This is a genomic window from Pseudomonas sp. FW215-R2 (genome assembly GCF_058789255.1).
The window spans coordinates 227,274-245,276 of sequence record NZ_JBYTBO010000005.1; the positions used below are offsets into that span (position 1 = coordinate 227,274).

Sequence of the window (18,003 nt, forward strand, 5' to 3'; positions counted from 1 at the left end):
GGCATGGCGAAGAGCGAAGCAGCAGCAGTAAAAGACCCCGCAACCAAAGGCAAACTCAAGATGATCATTGTGATCGTGCTCGGGTTGCTGCTGGCCATCGGCGCGTCTGTGGGGGCGACGTGGTTCTTCATGCACAGCGCCCAGAGCAAACCTGCGGCTGCCGCGGAAACTGCTCCGGTCGGCAAGCAAGCGGCGATTTTCGAGCCGATGGCGCCGGCCTTCGTGGCCAACTACAACCAGAACGGCCGTCAGCGCTACATGCAGGTGAGCATCACCATGCTGGCGCGCAATCAGGCCGATCTTGAAGCGCTCAAAGTGCACATGCCGGTGATCCGCAACAACCTGGTGATGCTCTTCTCCGGTCAGGATTTCGCCACTTTGGCGACGCCGGTCGGTCAAGAGATGTTGCGCCAGAAGGCCACGGCCAGCGTCCAGGAAGTGGCGCAGAAAGAGCTGGGCAAAGTGGTGATCGAACAGTTGCTTTTCACTAATTTCGTACTGCAGTAGGAACACGACATGGCCGTGCAGGATCTGCTGTCCCAGGATGAAATCGACGCGCTGTTGCATGGCGTCGACGATGGTCTGGTACAGACCGATAACGCTGCCGAACCCGGCAGTGTCAAAAGCTACGACCTGACCAGCCAGGATCGCATCGTCCGCGGACGCATGCCGACTCTTGAGATGATCAACGAGCGTTTTGCCCGTTACACCCGCATCAGCATGTTCAACATGCTGCGCCGCTCGGCGGACGTTGCCGTCGGTGGCGTACAGGTGATGAAGTTCGGCGAATACGTGCACTCGCTGTACGTGCCGACCAGTCTGAACCTGGTCAAGATCAAACCCCTGCGCGGCACCGCGCTGTTCATCCTCGACGCCAAACTGGTGTTCAAGCTGGTGGACAACTTCTTCGGCGGCGACGGCCGTCACGCCAAGATCGAAGGGCGTGAATTCACCCCGACCGAACTGCGCGTGGTGCGCATGGTGCTGGAACAGGCGTTCGTCGACCTGAAAGAAGCCTGGCAGGCGATCATGGAAGTCAACTTCGAGTACATCAACTCGGAAGTGAACCCGGCCATGGCCAACATCGTCGGCCCGAGCGAAGCGATCGTGGTTTCCACGTTCCACATCGAACTCGACGGCGGTGGCGGCGACCTGCACGTGACCATGCCGTACTCGATGATCGAGCCGGTGCGCGAAATGCTCGACGCCGGTTTCCAGTCGGACCTCGACGACCAGGACGAGCGCTGGGTCAACGCCCTGCGTCAGGACGTCCTCGATGTCGACGTGCCGATCGGTGCCACCGTGGCTCGCCGCCAGTTGAAACTGCGCGACATCCTGCACATGCAGCCGGGTGACGTGATCCCGGTCGAGATGCCGGAAGACATGATCATGCGCGCCAACGGCGTGCCGGCCTTCAAGGTCAAGATGGGCTCGCACAAAGGCAACCTCGCGTTGCAGGTGATCGAGCCGATCGAGCGCCGCTGAAGCGGCGCAACACCCCTTTCGCATTTAACTGAATTGTTGCCCGCCGAGGACAAATGATGAACGACGATATGAACGCCCAGGACGATCAGGCACTGGCCGACGAGTGGGCTGCCGCCCTGGAAGAAACCGGTGAAGCCGGGCAGGCCGACATCGACGCGCTGCTGGCCGCCGACGCTGGTGTTTCCAGCTCCAACCGTCTGCCGATGGAAGAGTTCGGCAGCGTGCCGAAGAACAACGATCCGGTGACCCTTGACGGTCCGAACCTGGACGTGATTCTCGACATTCCGGTGTCGATCTCGATGGAAGTGGGCAGCACCGACATCAACATCCGCAACCTGCTGCAACTCAACCAGGGTTCGGTGATCGAGCTCGATCGTCTGGCCGGCGAGCCGCTGGACGTGCTGGTCAACGGCACCCTCATCGCTCACGGCGAAGTGGTTGTGGTCAACGAAAAGTTCGGCATCCGCCTGACCGACGTGATCAGCCCAAGCGAACGCATCAAGAAGCTGCGCTGAGTGAAAAAGGTTCTGGGTTCTTTGCTGGCCTCGGCGCTGGCGCTGCCATCGATCGTGATGGCCGCCGAGCCGGCGGCTGCCACCGCTGCGGCGGTGACGCCTGCGGTCAACAGCGGTGTCGCCGGGCAATTGACGCAGCTGGTGTTCGGTCTGCTGCTGGTGCTGGGGTTGATCTTCTTCCTCGCCTGGCTGTTGCGCCGGGTGCAGCAGGCAGGCCCGGCGGGCAAGGGCCAGGTGATCGAGCTGATCGGTTCCCGGGCGCTCGGTCCGCGTGATCGTCTGATGCTGGTGCAGGTCGGCAAGGAGCAGATCCTGCTGGGTCTCAGCCCCGGCACGATCACCGCGCTGCACGTACTCAAGGAACCGGTGGACGTCCCGGCGACCTCCGAAAAAGCGACTCCGGAATTTGCCCAGCATCTGTTGAAGATCCTCGGCAAGGATCAAAAGGATACGAAGTAATGGGTGCGTTGCGCATCGTCTTGACCCTGGCCTTGATGTTGGCCGCGCCACTGGCGTTCGCCGCCGATCCGTTGTCGATCCCGGCGATCACCTTGGGCACCAACGCCAACGGTGCCCAGGAATATTCGGTCAGCCTGCAGATCCTGCTGATCATGACGGCGCTGAGCTTCATTCCGGCCGCCGTCATCCTGATGACCAGCTTCACCCGGATCATCATCGTCTTCTCGATCCTGCGTCAGGCCCTCGGTCTGCAACAGACGCCGTCGAACCAGATCCTCACCGGCATGGCGCTGTTCCTGACCATGTTCATCATGGCGCCGGTGTTTGACCGGGTGAACAACGATGCCCTGCAACCGTATCTGGCGGAGAAACTCACCGCCCAGCAAGCGGTGGAAAAAGCGCAGGTGCCGATCAAGGACTTCATGCTCGCGCAGACGCGTTCCAGCGATCTCGAGCTGTTCATGCGCCTGTCCAAGCGCACCGATATCGCGACGCCGGATCAGGCGCCGCTGACCATTCTGGTGCCGGCCTTCGTCACGTCTGAACTGAAAACCGCGTTCCAGATCGGCTTCATGATCTTCATTCCGTTCCTCATCATCGACCTGGTCGTGGCGAGTGTGCTGATGGCGATGGGTATGATGATGCTCTCGCCGCTGATCATTTCCCTGCCGTTCAAGATCATGCTGTTCGTGCTGGTGGATGGGTGGGCGCTGATCATCGGCACCCTGGCCAGCAGTTTCGGAGGTGTATCGCCATGACGCCAGAAGTAGCGGTCGACATTTTTCGCGAAGCCTTGTGGCTGACCACGATGATGGTCGCGATTCTGGTGATCCCGAGTCTGCTGGTGGGCCTGCTGGTGTCGATGTTCCAGGCCGCCACGCAGATCAACGAACAGACCCTGAGCTTTCTGCCGCGTCTGCTGGTGATGCTGGTGACCCTGATTGTCGGCGGTCCGTGGATCATCCAGACCTTCATGGAATACATCATCCAGCTGTACAAAAACATTCCGCTGGTCATCGGCTGAGTCATGCAGTCGCTGCTTCAGTTGACCGACACGCAGATCAGCACCTGGGTGGCGACGTTCATGCTGCCGCTGTTTCGCATCGGCTCGATGCTGATGGTGATGCCGGTGTTCGGCACCACGCTGGTTCCCAAACGCGTCCGTCTCTACCTCGCCCTCGCGATCACCGTGGTGATCGCGCCAAGCCTGCCGCCGATGCCGGCCGTCAGTCCGCTCGATCTCAGTGGCTTGCTGTTGATTGCCGAGCAAATCCTGGTCGGCGCCGTGTTGGGCTTTTCCTTGCAACTGTTTTTCCAGGCCTTCGTGGTCGCGGGGCAGATCGTTGCGATCCAGATGGGCATGGGCTTCGCCTCGATGATCGACCCTACCAACGGCGTGTCGGTGGCGGTGATCGGGCAGTTCTTCACCATGCTGGTGACGTTGCTGTTCCTCGGCATGAACGGTCACCTTGTAGTCTTTGAGGTGCTGACTGAAAGCTTCACCACGCTGCCGGTCGGCGCAGGCCTGATGACCGCGCATTACTGGGAGCTGGCCGGCAAGCTCGGCTGGGTGCTTGGCGCGGCATTGATGCTGGTGCTGCCGGCCGTCACTGCGCTGCTGGTGGTCAACATTGCATTCGGTGTGATGACCCGGGCGGCGCCACAGCTGAACATTTTCTCGATCGGCTTCCCGCTGACCCTCGTGCTCGGCCTGTTCATTGTCTGGGTCGGGCTGGCGGACATTCTCAATCAGTATCAGCCGCTGGCCGTCGAGGCCTTGCAGTTGCTACGCGAACTGGCACAGGCGCGCTGAGTCATGGCAGAGAGCGAGAGCGGTCAGGATAAAACAGAAGACCCCACGGAGAAGCGCAAGAAGGACTCCCGGGAAAAAGGCGAGATTGCGCGTTCCAAGGAGCTCAACACGCTGGCGATCATGCTCGCTGGTTCCGGTGCGCTGCTGGTGTTCGGCGGGATGTTGGCGCAGGACTTGATGGAGCTGATGCGCCTGAACTTCACGCTGTCGCGCGAAGTGATCATGGATCAGAGCTCCATGGGCAAGTTCTTGATGAATTCCGGGGTGATCGCATTGGTAGCGATCCAGCCGATCATGATCACCTTGCTGCTGGCGGCGTTTCTCGGGCCGATCGCGCTCGGCGGCTGGCTGTTTGCGGCGGGTTCCCTGGCACCCAAGTTCAGTCGGATGAACCCAGGCGCGGGTCTCAAGCGCATGTTTTCCATGAAGTCGGTGATCGAACTGCTCAAGGCGCTGGCCAAGTTCCTGATCATTCTGGCGGTGGCGCTGGTGGTGTTGTCCGGGGATGTCGACGATCTGTTGCGCATTGCCCATGAACCGCTGGACCGGGCGATCATTCACAGTCTGCAACTGGTGGGCTGGAGCACTTTGTGGATGGCGTGCGGTTTGATCATCATCGCTGCCGTCGACGTCCCGGTGCAGCTCTGGGAGAGCATTAAAAAGCTCAAAATGACCAAGCAGGAAGTGCGCGACGAGCACAAGGACCAGGAAGGTCGGCCGGAGGTCAAACAGCGGATTCGTCAGGTCCAGCGCGAGATGTCGCAGCGCCGGATGATGGCGGCGATCCCGGATGCCGACGTGGTCATCACCAACCCGACGCACTACGCCGTGGCGCTCAAATACGACTCGGAGAAGGGCGGGGCGCCGATGCTGCTGGCCAAGGGCAGCGACTTCCTGGCGCTGAAGATCCGCGAAATCGCCGTGGCCAACAACGTCATGCTGCTCGAATCGCCGGCCCTGGCGCGTTCGATCTACTACTCCACCGAGCTGGAAGAAGAAATTCCCGGCGGTCTGTACCTGGCGGTCGCTCAGGTGCTGGCCTACGTCTACCAGATCCGCCAGCACCGTGCGGGCAAGGGCAAGTTCCCGGAACCGCTCAAGGACGATCTGCCGATCCCGCCGGATCTGCGGCGCGATTCCTGATAGTGATGAAGCAAAAAAACCGCCCCCTGTTGAACCCGGTGGCGGTTTTTTTATGCCCGATGACCTGTGTTGATCGCGAAGGTGTCAGCCGCCACGACGCATTTCTCAAGCCTTTACACGGAGCTCTGCGACGGCGGTAGTTCCAGATTATTCAGCACCCGATTCGCTGCCAGCTCCCCGAGCATGATCAGTTGCCCGATGCCCATCAATGTCCTGCGCTGCGAGGCGGGCATGAGGTGGGCGAAGTCATTGGCGATGGTTCTGGCGGAGGCGAGGGTTTCGCAGAGCTCGACCAGCAGCTCTTCGTTTTTGAAGTCTGCGGTGACGGCATACATTCTGCGGGTTTTGCGCGGTGGTGGCGTGGATCCGGGCGGGCAGAGATAGTGGTCGAGGGCGCGGTCGGCGGCTTCGTGAAGCTTTCTGGAATCGAGGGATTCGTAGGGCGAGGCAGGGTCGGTTTCGGGTGGATTGGGTGTATGGTGAAGCTCCTTTGGGGTGGAGCCGCCAGACCCAGTCGCTAAACAGGAAGGTGGCGGCTGTACGCAGGTTAGCGAACCGGTCAAAGGCACCCGGCAGACCGCATGGGTCTCCCGCATACAGCCACCATAACGAAATTGCAGACATACAGATCCGCAACCGAGCCTGGAACGCTGATGCGCCTTTAACTTGAACCGAGTCGCTAAACCCGATCGCTGATTCGTCAGCGACCGACCCACAATAGAACCCGACCCCAAGGCGCACAAGCCGGCGGATTCTGGCGTAGCTGTAGGCAACGGCGCAAGGATTCGTAGCCTGTAAGGCGTGTCTGAAGGTGTCTTTTAAACACCCGAGTTTAAAAGGTACTTTTTGCTGCCCTCTCTGAGCTCCTCGCGAGCAGGCCGCATCCTGATATCTCCACGCAGTGCCGTTCGTCTGATCAACCTCTGAACCTGTAAGTTCTGACAGTAGACGTTTGGTGTCCCTCGGCGTCTGCTGAGTGTCGGGAATTACCCCGGCGTTTGGAGGTGTGGATCATGAGCGTGTCCGAGTACAAACAGCTCAAAGGCATGAAGTTGCAATTTGTGGCGGGCGAACTGAAGGATTATCCAGACGAGGCGGCTATTGGTTACACGATGACGTTTCACGCCTTTCTGGATTTTACTTACTTCAAGGAAGCGGCCAATGAATTGATCCCCGCGTATTTCGACTCCGGGCTCAACAGGATCAGGGTTCCGATGACCGGGCTAGGGGTGTTTGGGACGTACGCTGATGTCACAAGGTCAATCGATTCTGCCGCGGCGTTGTTCGGTTTGATCAGCGATCCCTTGTATTACGATGCGGACTGGTTTACCTCGTGGCCGTTTCAAATGTATGTCGCCAAACCTCGGTTCGGCCTGATGCAAAACCCTTTGGTCATCACTGCGGGCCGCAAATATAAATTCCCTCCGCTGGAGGGGCAGTCCACATCACCTCCAATCACAATCAAAGACCTTCCTCTAATGCTGTTCGAATGGGCCTTCACGCTTTTCGAGGCTCATGATGACCCGGCGCAAGACGCGCCTTTCGAGCGTGGGACTTTGGGGTATATGGGGGAGGATATGGTTCCGGTCGGCGATACGCAGATGCGTGAAGGCACCTTGTATATAAACCCCACAGGACTGCAATTTGGGGATATCCCTCCACAACAGATCCTTGCGGCCACCAAGTCGTAAAGTGCGCGCCATAAAACTGTTCAAATCGCTCTATTCCCCGTTCCCGCAAAAGTTGGAAGGCTTCTTGCAGTAGCCGCCGTGCGCCCGCTCTGGGCGTCAAAAGTTTGCTTTAAAGGAACGGGGAAAACCGGTGGATCGCTCTCAGTTAATCAACAGTGCTCGCTCGAACATTGCCGATCTCAGTCGGGGCAATCTGGGTGTGCCGCTGTTGCTGCTGGTCATGCTGGCGATGATGATGTTGCCGGTGCCGCCGTTCCTGCTCGACGTCTTCTTCACCTTCAACATTGCCCTGTCGATCGTCGTGCTGCTGGTCTGCGTGTACGCGTTGCGGCCGCTGGATTTCGCGGTGTTCCCGACGATCCTGCTGGTGGCGACGCTGTTGCGACTGGCGCTGAACGTGGCGTCGACGCGGGTGGTAATGCTCCACGGTCAGGACGGCCACGCCGCTGCCGGTAAGGTGATCCAGGCCTTCGGTGAGGTGGTGATCGGCGGTAACTACGTGGTCGGTATCGTGGTCTTCGCGATTTTGATGATCATCAACTTCGTCGTGGTCACCAAGGGTGCCGGGCGGATTTCCGAGGTGAGCGCGCGTTTCACCCTCGACGCGATGCCCGGCAAACAAATGGCAATCGACGCCGACCTCAACGCCGGTCTGATCGACCAGAACCAGGCCAAGGCCCGTCGTTCCGAAGTCGCCCAAGAGGCTGAGTTCTACGGTTCGATGGACGGTGCCAGCAAGTTCGTTCGCGGTGACGCCATCGCCGGCCTGCTGATTCTGTTCATCAACCTGATCGGCGGCATGGCCGTCGGTATCTTCCAGCACAACATGACCTTCGCCGACGCCGGCAAGGTTTACGCCCTGCTGACCATCGGTGACGGTTTAGTGGCGCAATTGCCATCACTGTTGTTATCTACAGCGGCAGCAATCATGGTGACCCGTGCTTCCGGTTCGGAAGACATGGGCAAGCAGATCAATCGCCAGATGTTCGCCTCGCCGAAAGCGCTGGCGGTGGCGGCCGGTCTGATGGCGGTCATGGGCCTGGTGCCGGGCATGCCGCACTTCTCCTTCCTGAGCATGGCGGCCCTGGCGGCTGGTGGCGCGTACCTGTTCTGGAAAAAGCAGAACGTCGCCAAGGTGCAGGCGCTGCAAGAGGTTCAGCGTCAGCAGGAGCTGCTGCCTTCGCCGGCCCGCGCCATGGAAACCAAGGAGCTGGGCTGGGACGACGTGACGCCAATCGACATGATCGGCCTGGAAGTCGGTTATCGCCTGATTCCGCTGGTGGACCGCAACCAGGGCGGGCAATTGCTGGCGCGGATCAAGGGCGTGCGCAAGAAGCTCTCGCAGGATCTGGGCTTCCTGATGCCGACCGTGCACATCCGCGACAACCTCGACCTGGCGCCGAGTGCCTATCGCCTGACCCTGATGGGCGTGATCCTGGCCGAAGCCGAGATCTACCCGGATCGCGAACTGGCGATCAACCCGGGGCAGGTCTACGGCACGCTCAACGGCATTACCGCCAAAGATCCGGCTTTCGGCCTGGAGGCGGTGTGGATCGAAGTCAGCCAGCGCGCCCAGGCACAATCGCTCGGTTACACCGTAGTGGATGCCAGTACCGTGGTCGCCACGCACTTGAACCAGATTCTGTACAAGCACTCCAGTGAGCTGATCGGCCACGAAGAAGTGCAGCAACTCATGCAATTGCTGGCCAAGAGCTCGCCAAAACTGGCGGAAGAGCTGGTGCCGGGTGTGGTGTCGCTGTCGCAACTGCTCAAGGTGCTGCAAGCACTGCTGGCCGAACACGTGCCGGTGCGCGACATCCGCAGCATTGCCGAAGCCATCGCCAACAATGCCGCCAAGAGTCAAGATACCGCCGCTTTGGTGGCCGCTGTGCGGGTCGGCGTTTCTCGCGCCATCGTCCAAAGCATTGTAGGGACTGAGTCGGAGCTGCCAGTTATCACGCTGGAGCCAAGGTTGGAACAAATATTGCTCAATAGTCTGCAGAAGGCAGGACAAGGCTCGGAAGAGGGCGTTCTGCTGGAGCCAAGCATGGCCGAGAAGCTGCAGCGTTCGCTCATCGAAGCGGCGCAGCGTCAGGAAATGCAAGGTCAGCCGGTGATCCTGTTGGTAGCAGGCCCGGTTCGCGCGATGCTCTCGCGCTTTGGCCGCCTGGCAGTCCCTGGACTGCATGTGCTGGCCTACCAGGAAATTCCGGACAACAAGCAAGTGACCATCGTTGCGACAGTAGGGCCCAACGGCTGAGGTAGTGGTTTATGCAAGTTAAGCGTTTTTTCGCCGCCGATATGCGTCAGGCCATGAAGCTGGTTCGTGATGAGCTGGGCGCTGATGCCGCCATCATTGGCAACCGCCGCATTGCCGGCGGCGTCGAGCTGACGGCGGCGCTGGATTACAAACTGTCGGCGCTGGCGCCACGGGTTCCGAACATGGAACTCGAAGACGAGCTGCGCAAGACCCAGTCGCGCATCGTCACCGCCCAGGCCGAACTGAGCATGCGTGGTGAGGCCGACGGCAACACCAATCGCCAGTTGTTCTCCGGTCTGCCATTGACCGCCGGCCTGCCGCTGACGGCTGCCGAGCCTCTGACAGAACCGACTTACGCTGCTCCGGCGCGTCCGGCACCTGCGCCTGCGCCGGCTGCCGCTGGCGTTGATCCGCGTGCGCTGGATTCGATGCGTTTCGAACTCAACAGCCTGCGCGAGCTGATGGAAGTGCAGCTCGGCACTCTGGCCTGGAATCAGCTGCAAGGCAGCCGTCCGGCTCAGGCGAACCTTTATCGTCGTCTGCAACGCATCGGCTTGTCCGGCCCGTTGTCCCGCGACCTGCTGGCGCTGACCAGCGATATCGAAGAACCTCGTCAGGCCTGGCGCATGTTGCTGGCGCACCTGGCGCGGATGATCGCCACCCCGGAAGTCGAGCCGCTGGAAGAGGGCGGGATCATTGCCATGGTCGGTCCTGCCGGCATGGGCAAGACCACCACCCTGGCCAAGCTGGCCGCCCGTTACGTGCTCAAGTACGGCGCGCAGAACATTGCGCTGGTGAGCATGGACAGCTTCCGCATCGGTGCTCAGGAACAGTTGAAAACCCTGGGCCGGATCCTCAATGTGTCGGTGACCCACGTCGACCCGGGCCAGTCCCTGGTGCAGGCGCTGGATCCACTGCTGCGCAAACGCGTGGTGCTGATCGATACCGCCGGCCTGCAGGCCAGCGATCCGGCACTGCGCATGCAGCTGGAAAGCCTGGCCGGTCGTGGCATTCGGTCAAAAAATTATCTGGTACTGGCAACCACCAGCCAGAAACAGGTTCTAACCGCCGCTTATCACAGTTACAAGCGTTGCGGGCTCGCCGGGTGCATCCTGACTAAACTGGATGAGACGGCCAGCCTTGGCGAGGTGCTGAGCCTGGCGATCAGTCATGAACTGCCGGTCGCCTACCTGACCGACGGCCCACGGATTCCGGATGATCTGCATCTGCCGCGCCGTCATCAATTGGTCAGCCGCGCCGTCAGTGTGCAAATGCAGGAAGAACCCAGCGAAGAAGCCATGGCTGACATGTTCGCTGATATCTACCACAGTCCCACCAAGCAGGTTGGCTGAGGTAATGAACAGTTTTTGTACCTACATCGATGGTCTGCCATGCATTGTTCCGGTTGTGAACGCGCAGCCAGTAATGTGGCCTCCGTCTATGCAAGACAAGGTAAAGAAATAACATGGGCAGCATGCATCCCGTACAGGTGATCGCGGTGACCGGCGGCAAAGGTGGCGTCGGCAAGACTAACGTGTCAGTGAACTTGTCCCTGGCGCTGGCAGAGCTTGGCCGTCGGGTCATGCTGCTGGACGCCGACCTGGGTCTGGCGAACGTCGACGTTCTGCTGGGCCTCACGCCCAAACGTACCCTGGCCGATGTGATCGAGGGCCGCTGCGAGCTGCGCGACGTGCTGTTGCAAGGCCCCGGCGGGATCCGCATCGTGCCGGCCGCTTCCGGCACGCAGAGCATGGTTCACCTGAGCCCGGCCCAGCATGCCGGTCTGATTCAGGCGTTCAGCGACATCGGCGACAATCTCGACGTACTGGTGATCGACACTGCTGCGGGTATTGGTGACTCGGTAGTCAGTTTCGTTCGCGCAGCGCAAGAAGTGTTGCTGGTGGTCTGCGACGAGCCGACCTCGATCACCGACGCCTACGCCCTGATCAAACTGCTGAACCGCGATTACGGCATGAACCGCTTCCGCGTCCTAGCCAACATGGCCCAGAGCCCGCAGGAAGGTCGCAATCTGTTCGCCAAGTTGACCAAGGTCACGGATCGCTTCCTCGACGTCGCCCTACAATACGTCGGTGCGGTGCCTTACGACGAAAGCGTGCGCAAGGCGGTGCAGAAGCAGCGTGCGGTCTATGAAGCCTTCCCGCGTTCCAAGTGCGCACTGGCGTTCAAGGCGATCGCGCAAAAGGTCGACACCTGGCCGCTGCCCGCCAATCCGCGCGGCCACCTCGAATTTTTCGTCGAGCGCCTCGTGCAGCAAACGGCAGGACCTGTGCTATGACCGCCAGCGGTATGAATTTCTACAAGAAGTCGGCACGTGACGCGCAGTACGAGCTGATCGAGCGTTACGCGCCACTGGTCAAACGCATTGCTTACCACTTGCTGGCGCGATTGCCGGCCAGTGTGCAGGTCGAAGACCTGATCCAGGCCGGGATGATCGGCCTGCTCGAAGTCTCGACCAAATACGACGCCAGCAAAGGCGCCAGTTTCGAAACGTACGCGGGCATCCGGATCCGCGGCGCGATGCTCGATGAAGTACGCAAGGGGGACTGGGCACCGCGCTCGGTTCACCGCAACACCCGTATGGTCAGCGACGCGATTCGCTCGATTGAAGCTAAAACCGGCCGTGACGCTAAAGATCACGAGGTTGCGGCCGAACTCCAATTGAGTCTCGACGATTACTACGGGATTTTGAACGACACCCTGGGCAGCCGACTGTTCAGTTTCGACGACCTGTTGCAGGACGGCGAACACGAAGGGCTGCACGAGGATGGCGCAAGTGCTCATCTTGAGCCGTCGCGCGATCTGGAAGATGAGCGCTTCCAGGCTGCGTTGGCGGACGCGATTGCCAATTTGCCGGAGCGTGAGCGACTGGTGTTGGCGCTGTACTACGACGAAGAGCTGAACCTCAAGGAAATCGGTGAAGTCCTTGGCGTCAGTGAATCGCGGGTCAGCCAGTTACACAGCCAGTGCGCGGCCCGCTTGCGGGGGCGTTTGGGGGAGTGGCGAGCGCGCTGAAGGCAGTGTGGGGACGCTGCGAACGAGGCTGGTGCGGTGGTGAACGGCACCGGTCTTGCTCTGTTGTGCTCCAGACAGTCATCGAGTGCTTTGCCGGATTGATTGAAATGGCGCGTCCAGGTGCTGGGCGCGTTTAAGACTGCTTGGAGGTCGAATTGAACAAAGACATGAAAATCCTCATCGTTGATGACTTCTCAACGATGCGGCGGATCATCAAGAACCTGTTGCGTGACCTTGGGTTCACCAACACCGTTGAAGCCGACGATGGCACCACTGCCATTCCGGTGCTCAACAGCGGCAGCATCGACTTTCTGGTGACCGACTGGAACATGCCTGGCATGACCGGTATCGACCTGCTGCGTCACGTGCGCGCCGATGAAAAACTCAAGCACCTGCCAGTGCTGATGGTGACTGCTGAAGCCAAGCGCGAGCAGATCATCGAAGCGGCCCAGGCCGGCGTTAACGGCTACGTGGTCAAACCTTTCACGGCTCAGGCGCTGAAAGAAAAAATCGAGAAGATTTTCGAACGCATCGGCTGATGACGCGCGGGGGAGCTATGGAGCATAACGAATCTTCACAGGGCGACTTCGAGTCGACTCTGAAAAAACACGCGGTCGAACTGGTCGAAAGCCTTGAAAAAGGCAGGTTCGGCGACGCTGTGCAACTGATCCATGAGCTCAATCAGACCCGTGACCGTGGCCTGTACCAGGAAGTGGGCAAGCTCACGCGCGAACTGCACAGTGCAATCGTCAACTTCCAGATCGACCCGCATATGCCGCAGGCCGAGGAAGTATCGCAGATCACTGATGCGACCGAGCGTCTGGGCTATGTGGTCAAGCTGACTGAAGCGGCGGCCAACCGCACCATGGACCTGGTGGAAAGCGCCACGCCGGTGGTCAATGGCCTGGCTGACGAAGCCCAGGCATTGAGTGCCGACTGGGGACGTTTCATGCGCCGTGAAGTCGGGGCTGAAGAGTTCCGCGAGCTGGCGCGTCGGGTCGACGGTTTTCTGGCACGCAGCAGCGCGGACAACCGCGCGGTGTCGAGCAACCTCAACGACATTCTGCTGGCCCAGGATTACCAGGACCTCACAGGTCAGGTGATCAAGCGCGTGACCCAGTTGGTCACCGAAGTCGAAAGCAATCTGCTCAAACTCGTGCTCATGGCCAGTCAGGTGGACCGCTTTGCGGGCATCGAACATGACCGTGCGGCGATGCTCGCTGAAAAAGATCCACAAAAACATCTCTCGCAGGGTGAAGGTCCGCAGATTCATGCCGATAAACGAGAAGACGTTGTGTCCGGTCAGGACGATGTGGACGATTTGTTATCCAGCCTTGGATTCTAGAGTTTTGGAATTATAGGTTTTTTGGGTTTTTAGACCTGTAGGAGCACCCCCTAATGAGCTTCGGCGCCGATGAAGAGATCCTTCAGGATTTCCTGGTTGAGGCCGGCGAGATTCTTGAGCAACTGTCCGAACAACTGGTCGAGCTGGAAAGCCGTCCGGATGACGCAGATCTGCTCAACGCAATTTTTCGCGGTTTCCACACTGTAAAAGGGGGCGCCGGCTTCCTTCAGCTCAATGAGCTGGTGGAGTGCTGTCACATCGCCGAAAACGTGTTCGACATCCTGCGCAAGGGTGAGCGTCGCGTAGATGCAGAACTGATGGACGTGGTGCTCGAAGCGCTGGACGCGGTGAACAGCATGTTCAGCGAAGTCCGCGATCGCAGTCCGATTACTGCCGCAACGCCGGAACTGCTGGCTGCCCTGGCGCGTCTGGCTGAACCGCAATCGGCGGATGAAGCCCCGGCTTCGCCTGTTGCCGAGATGATCGAAGAACTGGTCGTCGAAGGCGATTCGGGCGATATCACCGATAACGAATTTGAACAGTTGCTGGACTCGCTGAACGCCGTCAAGGCCGAAGCTGAAGCCCCGGCGGCTGCCGCTGCGCCTGCTTCCGATGAAGCAGTCAGCGATGAAATCACCGACGCCGAATTCGAGTCGCTGCTCGACCAGTTGCACGGCAAGGGCCAGTTCGCGGCCGACGCCGTGGCACCGACAGCCGCTGCACCGGCTGCTCCGGCGGCGGGCGACAGCTCCGACATCACCGACGACGAATTCGAAGCCTTGCTCGATCAGTTGCACGGCAAGGGCAACTTTGCCGTCGATGCGCTGGAATCGGCGATTGCGTCGGTGCCTGCATCTGCTGCTCCGGCAGCGGCTGCGGCCGGTAGCGATCTGATCAGCGACCATGAGTTCGAATCGCTGCTCGACGATCTGCATGGCAAAGGCAAGTTCACTGACGTCGCCACCGGTGCCGTGGTGACGGCCGGCAATGCTTCTGCTGTTGCAGCACCTGCCGCCAAGGCCCCGGCCGCTGCGGCAAAACCTGCTGCAAAAGCGCCTGAGCCTAAAGCCGAACCGGCCAAGCCAGCCGCCGCTGCTGCACCGGCTCCGGCCCGTGCGCCGGCGACTCCGCCACCGGAAAAACCGGCGAGCGAAGCCGAAACCACCGTTCGTGTGGACACCGCACGTCTCGACGAAATCATGAACATGGTCGGCGAGCTGGTACTGGTGCGTAACCGTCTGGTGCGCCTGGGCCTGAACAGCGGCGACGAATCGATGCAGAAGGCCGTGTCGAACCTCGACGTGGTCACCGCCGACTTGCAGACCGCGGTAATGAAGACCCGGATGCAGCCGATCAAGAAAGTCTTCGGCCGCTTCCCGCGTCTGGTTCGCGATCTGGCGCGTCAGCTCAAGAAAGAGATCAACCTGGAACTGGTGGGCGAAGAGACCGACCTCGACAAGAACCTCGTCGAGGCTCTGGCCGACCCGCTGGTCCACTTGGTGCGCAACGCGGTCGACCACGGTATCGAGTCGCCGGAAGAGCGCGAAGCCTCGGGCAAGGCCCGTGGCGGCAAGGTGATCCTGGCGGCCGAGCAGGAAGGCGACCATATCCTGCTGTCGATTTCCGACGACGGCAAAGGCATGGACCCGAACGTCCTGCGTGCCATCGCCGTGAAACGCGGTGTGATGGACAAGGATGCTGCCGATCGCCTGAGCGATACCGAATGCTACAACCTGATCTTCGCCCCGGGTTTCTCGACCAAGACCGAGATCTCCGACGTGTCCGGCCGCGGTGTGGGCATGGACGTGGTGAAGACCAAGATTTCTCAGCTCAACGGTTCGATCAACATCTACTCGACCAAGGGCGCCGGCTCGAAAATCGTCATCAAGGTGCCGCTGACGCTCGCGATCATGCCGACCCTGATGGTGATGCTCGGCAACCAGGCGTTCGCGTTCCCGCTGGTGAACGTCAACGAAATCTTCCACCTCGACCTGTCGACCACCAACGTGGTGGATGGCCAGGAAGTGGTGATCGTGCGGGACAAGGCGCTGCCATTGTTCTACCTCAAGCGCTGGCTGGTCAGCTCCGCGGCTCACGAAGAGCAGCGTGAAGGCCATGTGGTGATCCTTTCGGTGGGCACTCAGCGGATCGGCTTCGTCGTCGATCAACTGGTCGGCCAGGAAGAAGTGGTCATCAAGCCATTGGGCAAAATGCTGCAGGGAACCCCGGGCATGTCCGGCGCCACCATTACCGGTGACGGCCGCATTGCGCTGATTCTCGATGTTCCAAGCATGCTCAAGCGTTACGCCGCACGGCGTATTTGAATCCGGGGCAGCGGGGCGACAACGTCCCGCTGCACCTAATGGAGTGTTTATGGCAGTCAAAGTCCTGGTGGTGGACGATTCGGGTTTTTTCCGCCGCCGCGTCTCGGAAATTCTTTCAGCGGATCCGAGCATCCAGGTTGTCGGTACGGCAACCAACGGTAAAGAGGCGATCGATCAGGCCCTGGCCCTCAAGCCGGACGTGATCACCATGGACTACGAGATGCCGATGATGGACGGCATCACGGCCGTGCGGCACATCATGCAGCGCTGCCCGACCCCGGTGTTGATGTTCTCCTCGCTGACCCATGAAGGCGCCCGGGTAACCCTGGATGCGCTGGATGCCGGTGCGGTGGATTTCCTGCCGAAGAATTTCGAAGACATCTCCCGCAATCCGGAGAAGGTCAAGCAACTGCTGTGCGAGAAGGTGCACAGCATCTCGCGCAGTAACCGTCGTTTCAGTGCCTACAGTGCGCCGGCGCCTGCCGCTGCACCTGCGCCTGCGCCGACTCCGGCAGCGGCGCCGTCGAGCTTTGGCAGCCACAGTGCTCCGGCTCGTCCGGCACCTGCGCCTGCACCGGCTCGCGCTCCGGCGGCCAGCACTTCGTCGGCAGCGCCGAAACGCAAAGCCTACAAACTGGTGGCTATCGGCACGTCGACTGGCGGCCCGGTTGCCCTGCAACGGGTTCTGACCCAGTTGCCGGCCAACTTCCCGGCGCCGATCGTGCTGATCCAGCACATGCCGGCAGCCTTCACCAAGGCGTTCGCCGAGCGTCTGGACAAGCTCTGCCGCATCAGCGTCAAGGAAGCCGAGGATGGCGACATCCTGCGTCCGGGCCTGGCGCTGCTGGCGCCGGGTGGCAAGCAGATGATGATCGACGGCCGTGGCGCGGTGAAAATCCTGCCGGGCGACGAGCGTCTGAACTACAAGCCTTGCGTGGACATCACTTTCGGTTCCGCGGCGAAGTCCTACAACGACAAAGTTCTGGCGGTCGTGTTGACCGGCATGGGCGCCGACGGCCGCGAAGGCGCACGCCTGCTCAAACAGGGCGGCAGCACGGTCTGGGCCCAGGATGAAGCCAGCTGCGTGATTTACGGCATGCCGATGGCCATCGTCAAAGCCGACCTCGCGGATGCGGTGTACGGCCTGGACGATATCGGCAAGCACATCGTCGAGGCGTGTATCTGATGGATGTTCTAAGCCTTATCGGGATCATCATGGCGTTTGTCGCCATCATCGGCGGCAACTACCTTGAAGGCGGCCACCTCGGCGCGCTGGCCAACGGCCCGGCGGCGCTGATCGTGCTGGGCGGCACCATCGGTGCCGCGCTGCTGCAATCTCCGATGAGCGCGTTCAAGCGCGCCATGCAGATCCTCGCCTGGATTTTCTTTCCGCCTCGTGTCGATCTGGCTGGCGGCATCGACCGCGTGGTCAACTGGAGCCTCACCGCCCGCAAGGAAGGCCTGCTGGGTCTGGAAGGCGTGGCGGATGCCGAGCCTGATGCCTACTCGCGCAAAGGCCTGCAACTGCTGGTCGACGGCGCCGAGCCGGAAGCGATCCGCAGCATCCTCGAAGTGGATTTCTACACCCAGGAAGCCCGCGACATCGAGGCCGCCAAGGTCTTTGAAAGCATGGGCGGCTACGCGCCGACCATCGGTATCATCGGTGCGGTGATGGGCCTGATCCACGTGATGGGCAACCTGGCCGATCCGACGCAACTGGGCAGCGGCATCGCCGTGGCGTTCGTTGCCACCATCTACGGTGTGGCCAGTGCCAACCTGATCCTGCTGCCGGTGGCAGCCAAATTGAAGTCAATCGCGTTGCGGCAGTCGCGTTATCGCGAAATGTTGTTGGAAGGCATTTTGTCGATCGCCGAAGGTGAAAACCCACGCTCCATCGAGTTGAAGCTTCAGGGCTTCATGGATTAAGGGACTAAC

Annotated in this window: 18 protein-coding genes and 1 pseudogene; 18 read left to right on the forward strand and 1 reads right to left on the reverse strand. The window is 60.5% G+C overall.

Features of this window, described 5'->3' with window-relative positions:
* Positions 1–3 precede the first annotated feature (3 nt).
* From fliL to flhB, 8 genes are read left to right on the forward strand one after another with little or no spacing between them, the layout of a single operon-like run.
* Positions 4–507, forward strand: a complete 504-nt coding sequence (gene fliL, locus AC3WRD_RS09495) for a flagellar basal body-associated protein FliL (RefSeq protein ID WP_102620342.1) — start codon at positions 4–6, stop codon at positions 505–507.
* Between the two features lie 9 nt (positions 508–516).
* Positions 517–1,485, forward strand: a complete 969-nt coding sequence (gene fliM / locus AC3WRD_RS09500) for a flagellar motor switch protein FliM (RefSeq protein WP_003222890.1) — start codon at positions 517–519, stop codon at positions 1,483–1,485.
* Positions 1,486–1,541: 56 nt separating this feature from the next.
* Entirely contained in the window at positions 1,542–2,000 is a 459-nt protein-coding gene (gene fliN / locus AC3WRD_RS09505; RefSeq protein WP_096822173.1) for a flagellar motor switch protein FliN, read from the forward strand.
* The gene (gene fliO, locus AC3WRD_RS09510; protein ID WP_173861342.1) at positions 2,001–2,459 is read left to right on the forward strand and encodes a flagellar biosynthetic protein FliO; all 459 of its coding nucleotides are present in this window, start codon (positions 2,001–2,003) and stop codon (positions 2,457–2,459) included.
* The gene (gene fliP, locus AC3WRD_RS09515) at positions 2,459–3,217 is read left to right on the forward strand and encodes a flagellar type III secretion system pore protein FliP (RefSeq protein ID WP_096822171.1); all 759 of its coding nucleotides are present in this window, start codon (positions 2,459–2,461) and stop codon (positions 3,215–3,217) included. The genes fliO and fliP overlap by 1 nt, the downstream gene beginning before the upstream one ends.
* Positions 3,214–3,483 (forward strand): flagellar biosynthesis protein FliQ, encoded by a 270-nt coding sequence (gene fliQ, locus AC3WRD_RS09520; RefSeq protein ID WP_096822170.1) that lies wholly within the window; start codon positions 3,214–3,216, stop codon positions 3,481–3,483. The genes fliP and fliQ overlap by 4 nt, the downstream gene beginning before the upstream one ends.
* Before the next feature lie 3 nt (positions 3,484–3,486).
* Positions 3,487–4,272: a flagellar biosynthetic protein FliR gene (gene fliR, locus AC3WRD_RS09525; protein ID WP_096822169.1), complete on the forward strand. Its 786-nt coding sequence runs from the start codon at positions 3,487–3,489 to the stop codon at positions 4,270–4,272.
* A 3-nt stretch (positions 4,273–4,275) separates the two neighbouring features.
* Positions 4,276–5,415 carry a flagellar biosynthesis protein FlhB gene (gene flhB, locus AC3WRD_RS09530; protein WP_096822168.1) on the forward strand — a complete coding sequence of 380 codons (1,140 nt, stop codon included), beginning with the start codon at positions 4,276–4,278 and terminating at the stop codon, positions 5,413–5,415.
* A gap of 113 nt (positions 5,416–5,528) precedes the next feature.
* Here the strand turns inward: flhB and AC3WRD_RS09535 are convergent.
* Positions 5,529–5,891: pseudogene (locus AC3WRD_RS09535) on the reverse strand (DUF6124 family protein); the annotation flags it as partial.
* Between the two features lie 537 nt (positions 5,892–6,428).
* Here AC3WRD_RS09535 and AC3WRD_RS09540 point away from each other — a divergent pair.
* From AC3WRD_RS09540 to AC3WRD_RS09585, 10 genes are all read left to right on the forward strand, one after another.
* On the forward strand, positions 6,429–7,106 hold the full coding sequence (locus AC3WRD_RS09540) for a hypothetical protein (RefSeq protein WP_102620343.1): 678 nt from the start codon (positions 6,429–6,431) through the stop codon (positions 7,104–7,106).
* 130 nt (positions 7,107–7,236) lie between these two features.
* The gene (flhA, locus tag AC3WRD_RS09545; protein ID WP_096822166.1) at positions 7,237–9,366 is read left to right on the forward strand and encodes a flagellar biosynthesis protein FlhA; all 2,130 of its coding nucleotides are present in this window, start codon (positions 7,237–7,239) and stop codon (positions 9,364–9,366) included.
* 11 nt (positions 9,367–9,377) lie between these two features.
* Positions 9,378–10,718 carry a flagellar biosynthesis GTPase FlhF gene (gene flhF, locus AC3WRD_RS09550; RefSeq protein ID WP_096822165.1) on the forward strand — a complete coding sequence of 447 codons (1,341 nt, stop codon included), beginning with the start codon at positions 9,378–9,380 and terminating at the stop codon, positions 10,716–10,718.
* A gap of 113 nt (positions 10,719–10,831) precedes the next feature.
* Entirely contained in the window at positions 10,832–11,662 is an 831-nt protein-coding gene (gene fleN / locus AC3WRD_RS09555; RefSeq protein ID WP_003222917.1) for a flagellar synthesis regulator FleN, read from the forward strand.
* Positions 11,659–12,399 carry an RNA polymerase sigma factor FliA gene (fliA, locus tag AC3WRD_RS09560; protein WP_011333070.1) on the forward strand — a complete coding sequence of 247 codons (741 nt, stop codon included), beginning with the start codon at positions 11,659–11,661 and terminating at the stop codon, positions 12,397–12,399. Before fleN ends, fliA begins: the two co-directional genes overlap by 4 nt.
* A 167-nt stretch (positions 12,400–12,566) precedes the next feature.
* Positions 12,567–12,938 (forward strand): chemotaxis response regulator CheY, encoded by a 372-nt coding sequence (locus AC3WRD_RS09565; RefSeq protein ID WP_003183998.1) that lies wholly within the window; start codon positions 12,567–12,569, stop codon positions 12,936–12,938.
* 17 nt (positions 12,939–12,955) lie between these two features.
* Positions 12,956–13,744, forward strand: a complete 789-nt coding sequence (locus tag AC3WRD_RS09570) for a protein phosphatase CheZ (protein ID WP_096822164.1) — start codon at positions 12,956–12,958, stop codon at positions 13,742–13,744.
* Positions 13,745–13,797: 53 nt separating this feature from the next.
* Positions 13,798–16,068, forward strand: a complete 2,271-nt coding sequence (locus AC3WRD_RS09575; protein ID WP_102620344.1) for a chemotaxis protein CheA — start codon at positions 13,798–13,800, stop codon at positions 16,066–16,068.
* Positions 16,069–16,117: 49 nt separating this feature from the next.
* Positions 16,118–17,254, forward strand: a complete 1,137-nt coding sequence (locus tag AC3WRD_RS09580) for a protein-glutamate methylesterase/protein-glutamine glutaminase (RefSeq protein WP_102620345.1) — start codon at positions 16,118–16,120, stop codon at positions 17,252–17,254.
* Positions 17,254–17,994 carry a flagellar motor protein gene (locus AC3WRD_RS09585; RefSeq protein ID WP_096822161.1) on the forward strand — a complete coding sequence of 247 codons (741 nt, stop codon included), beginning with the start codon at positions 17,254–17,256 and terminating at the stop codon, positions 17,992–17,994. The genes AC3WRD_RS09580 and AC3WRD_RS09585 overlap by 1 nt, the downstream gene beginning before the upstream one ends.
* Positions 17,995–18,003 lie beyond the last annotated feature (9 nt).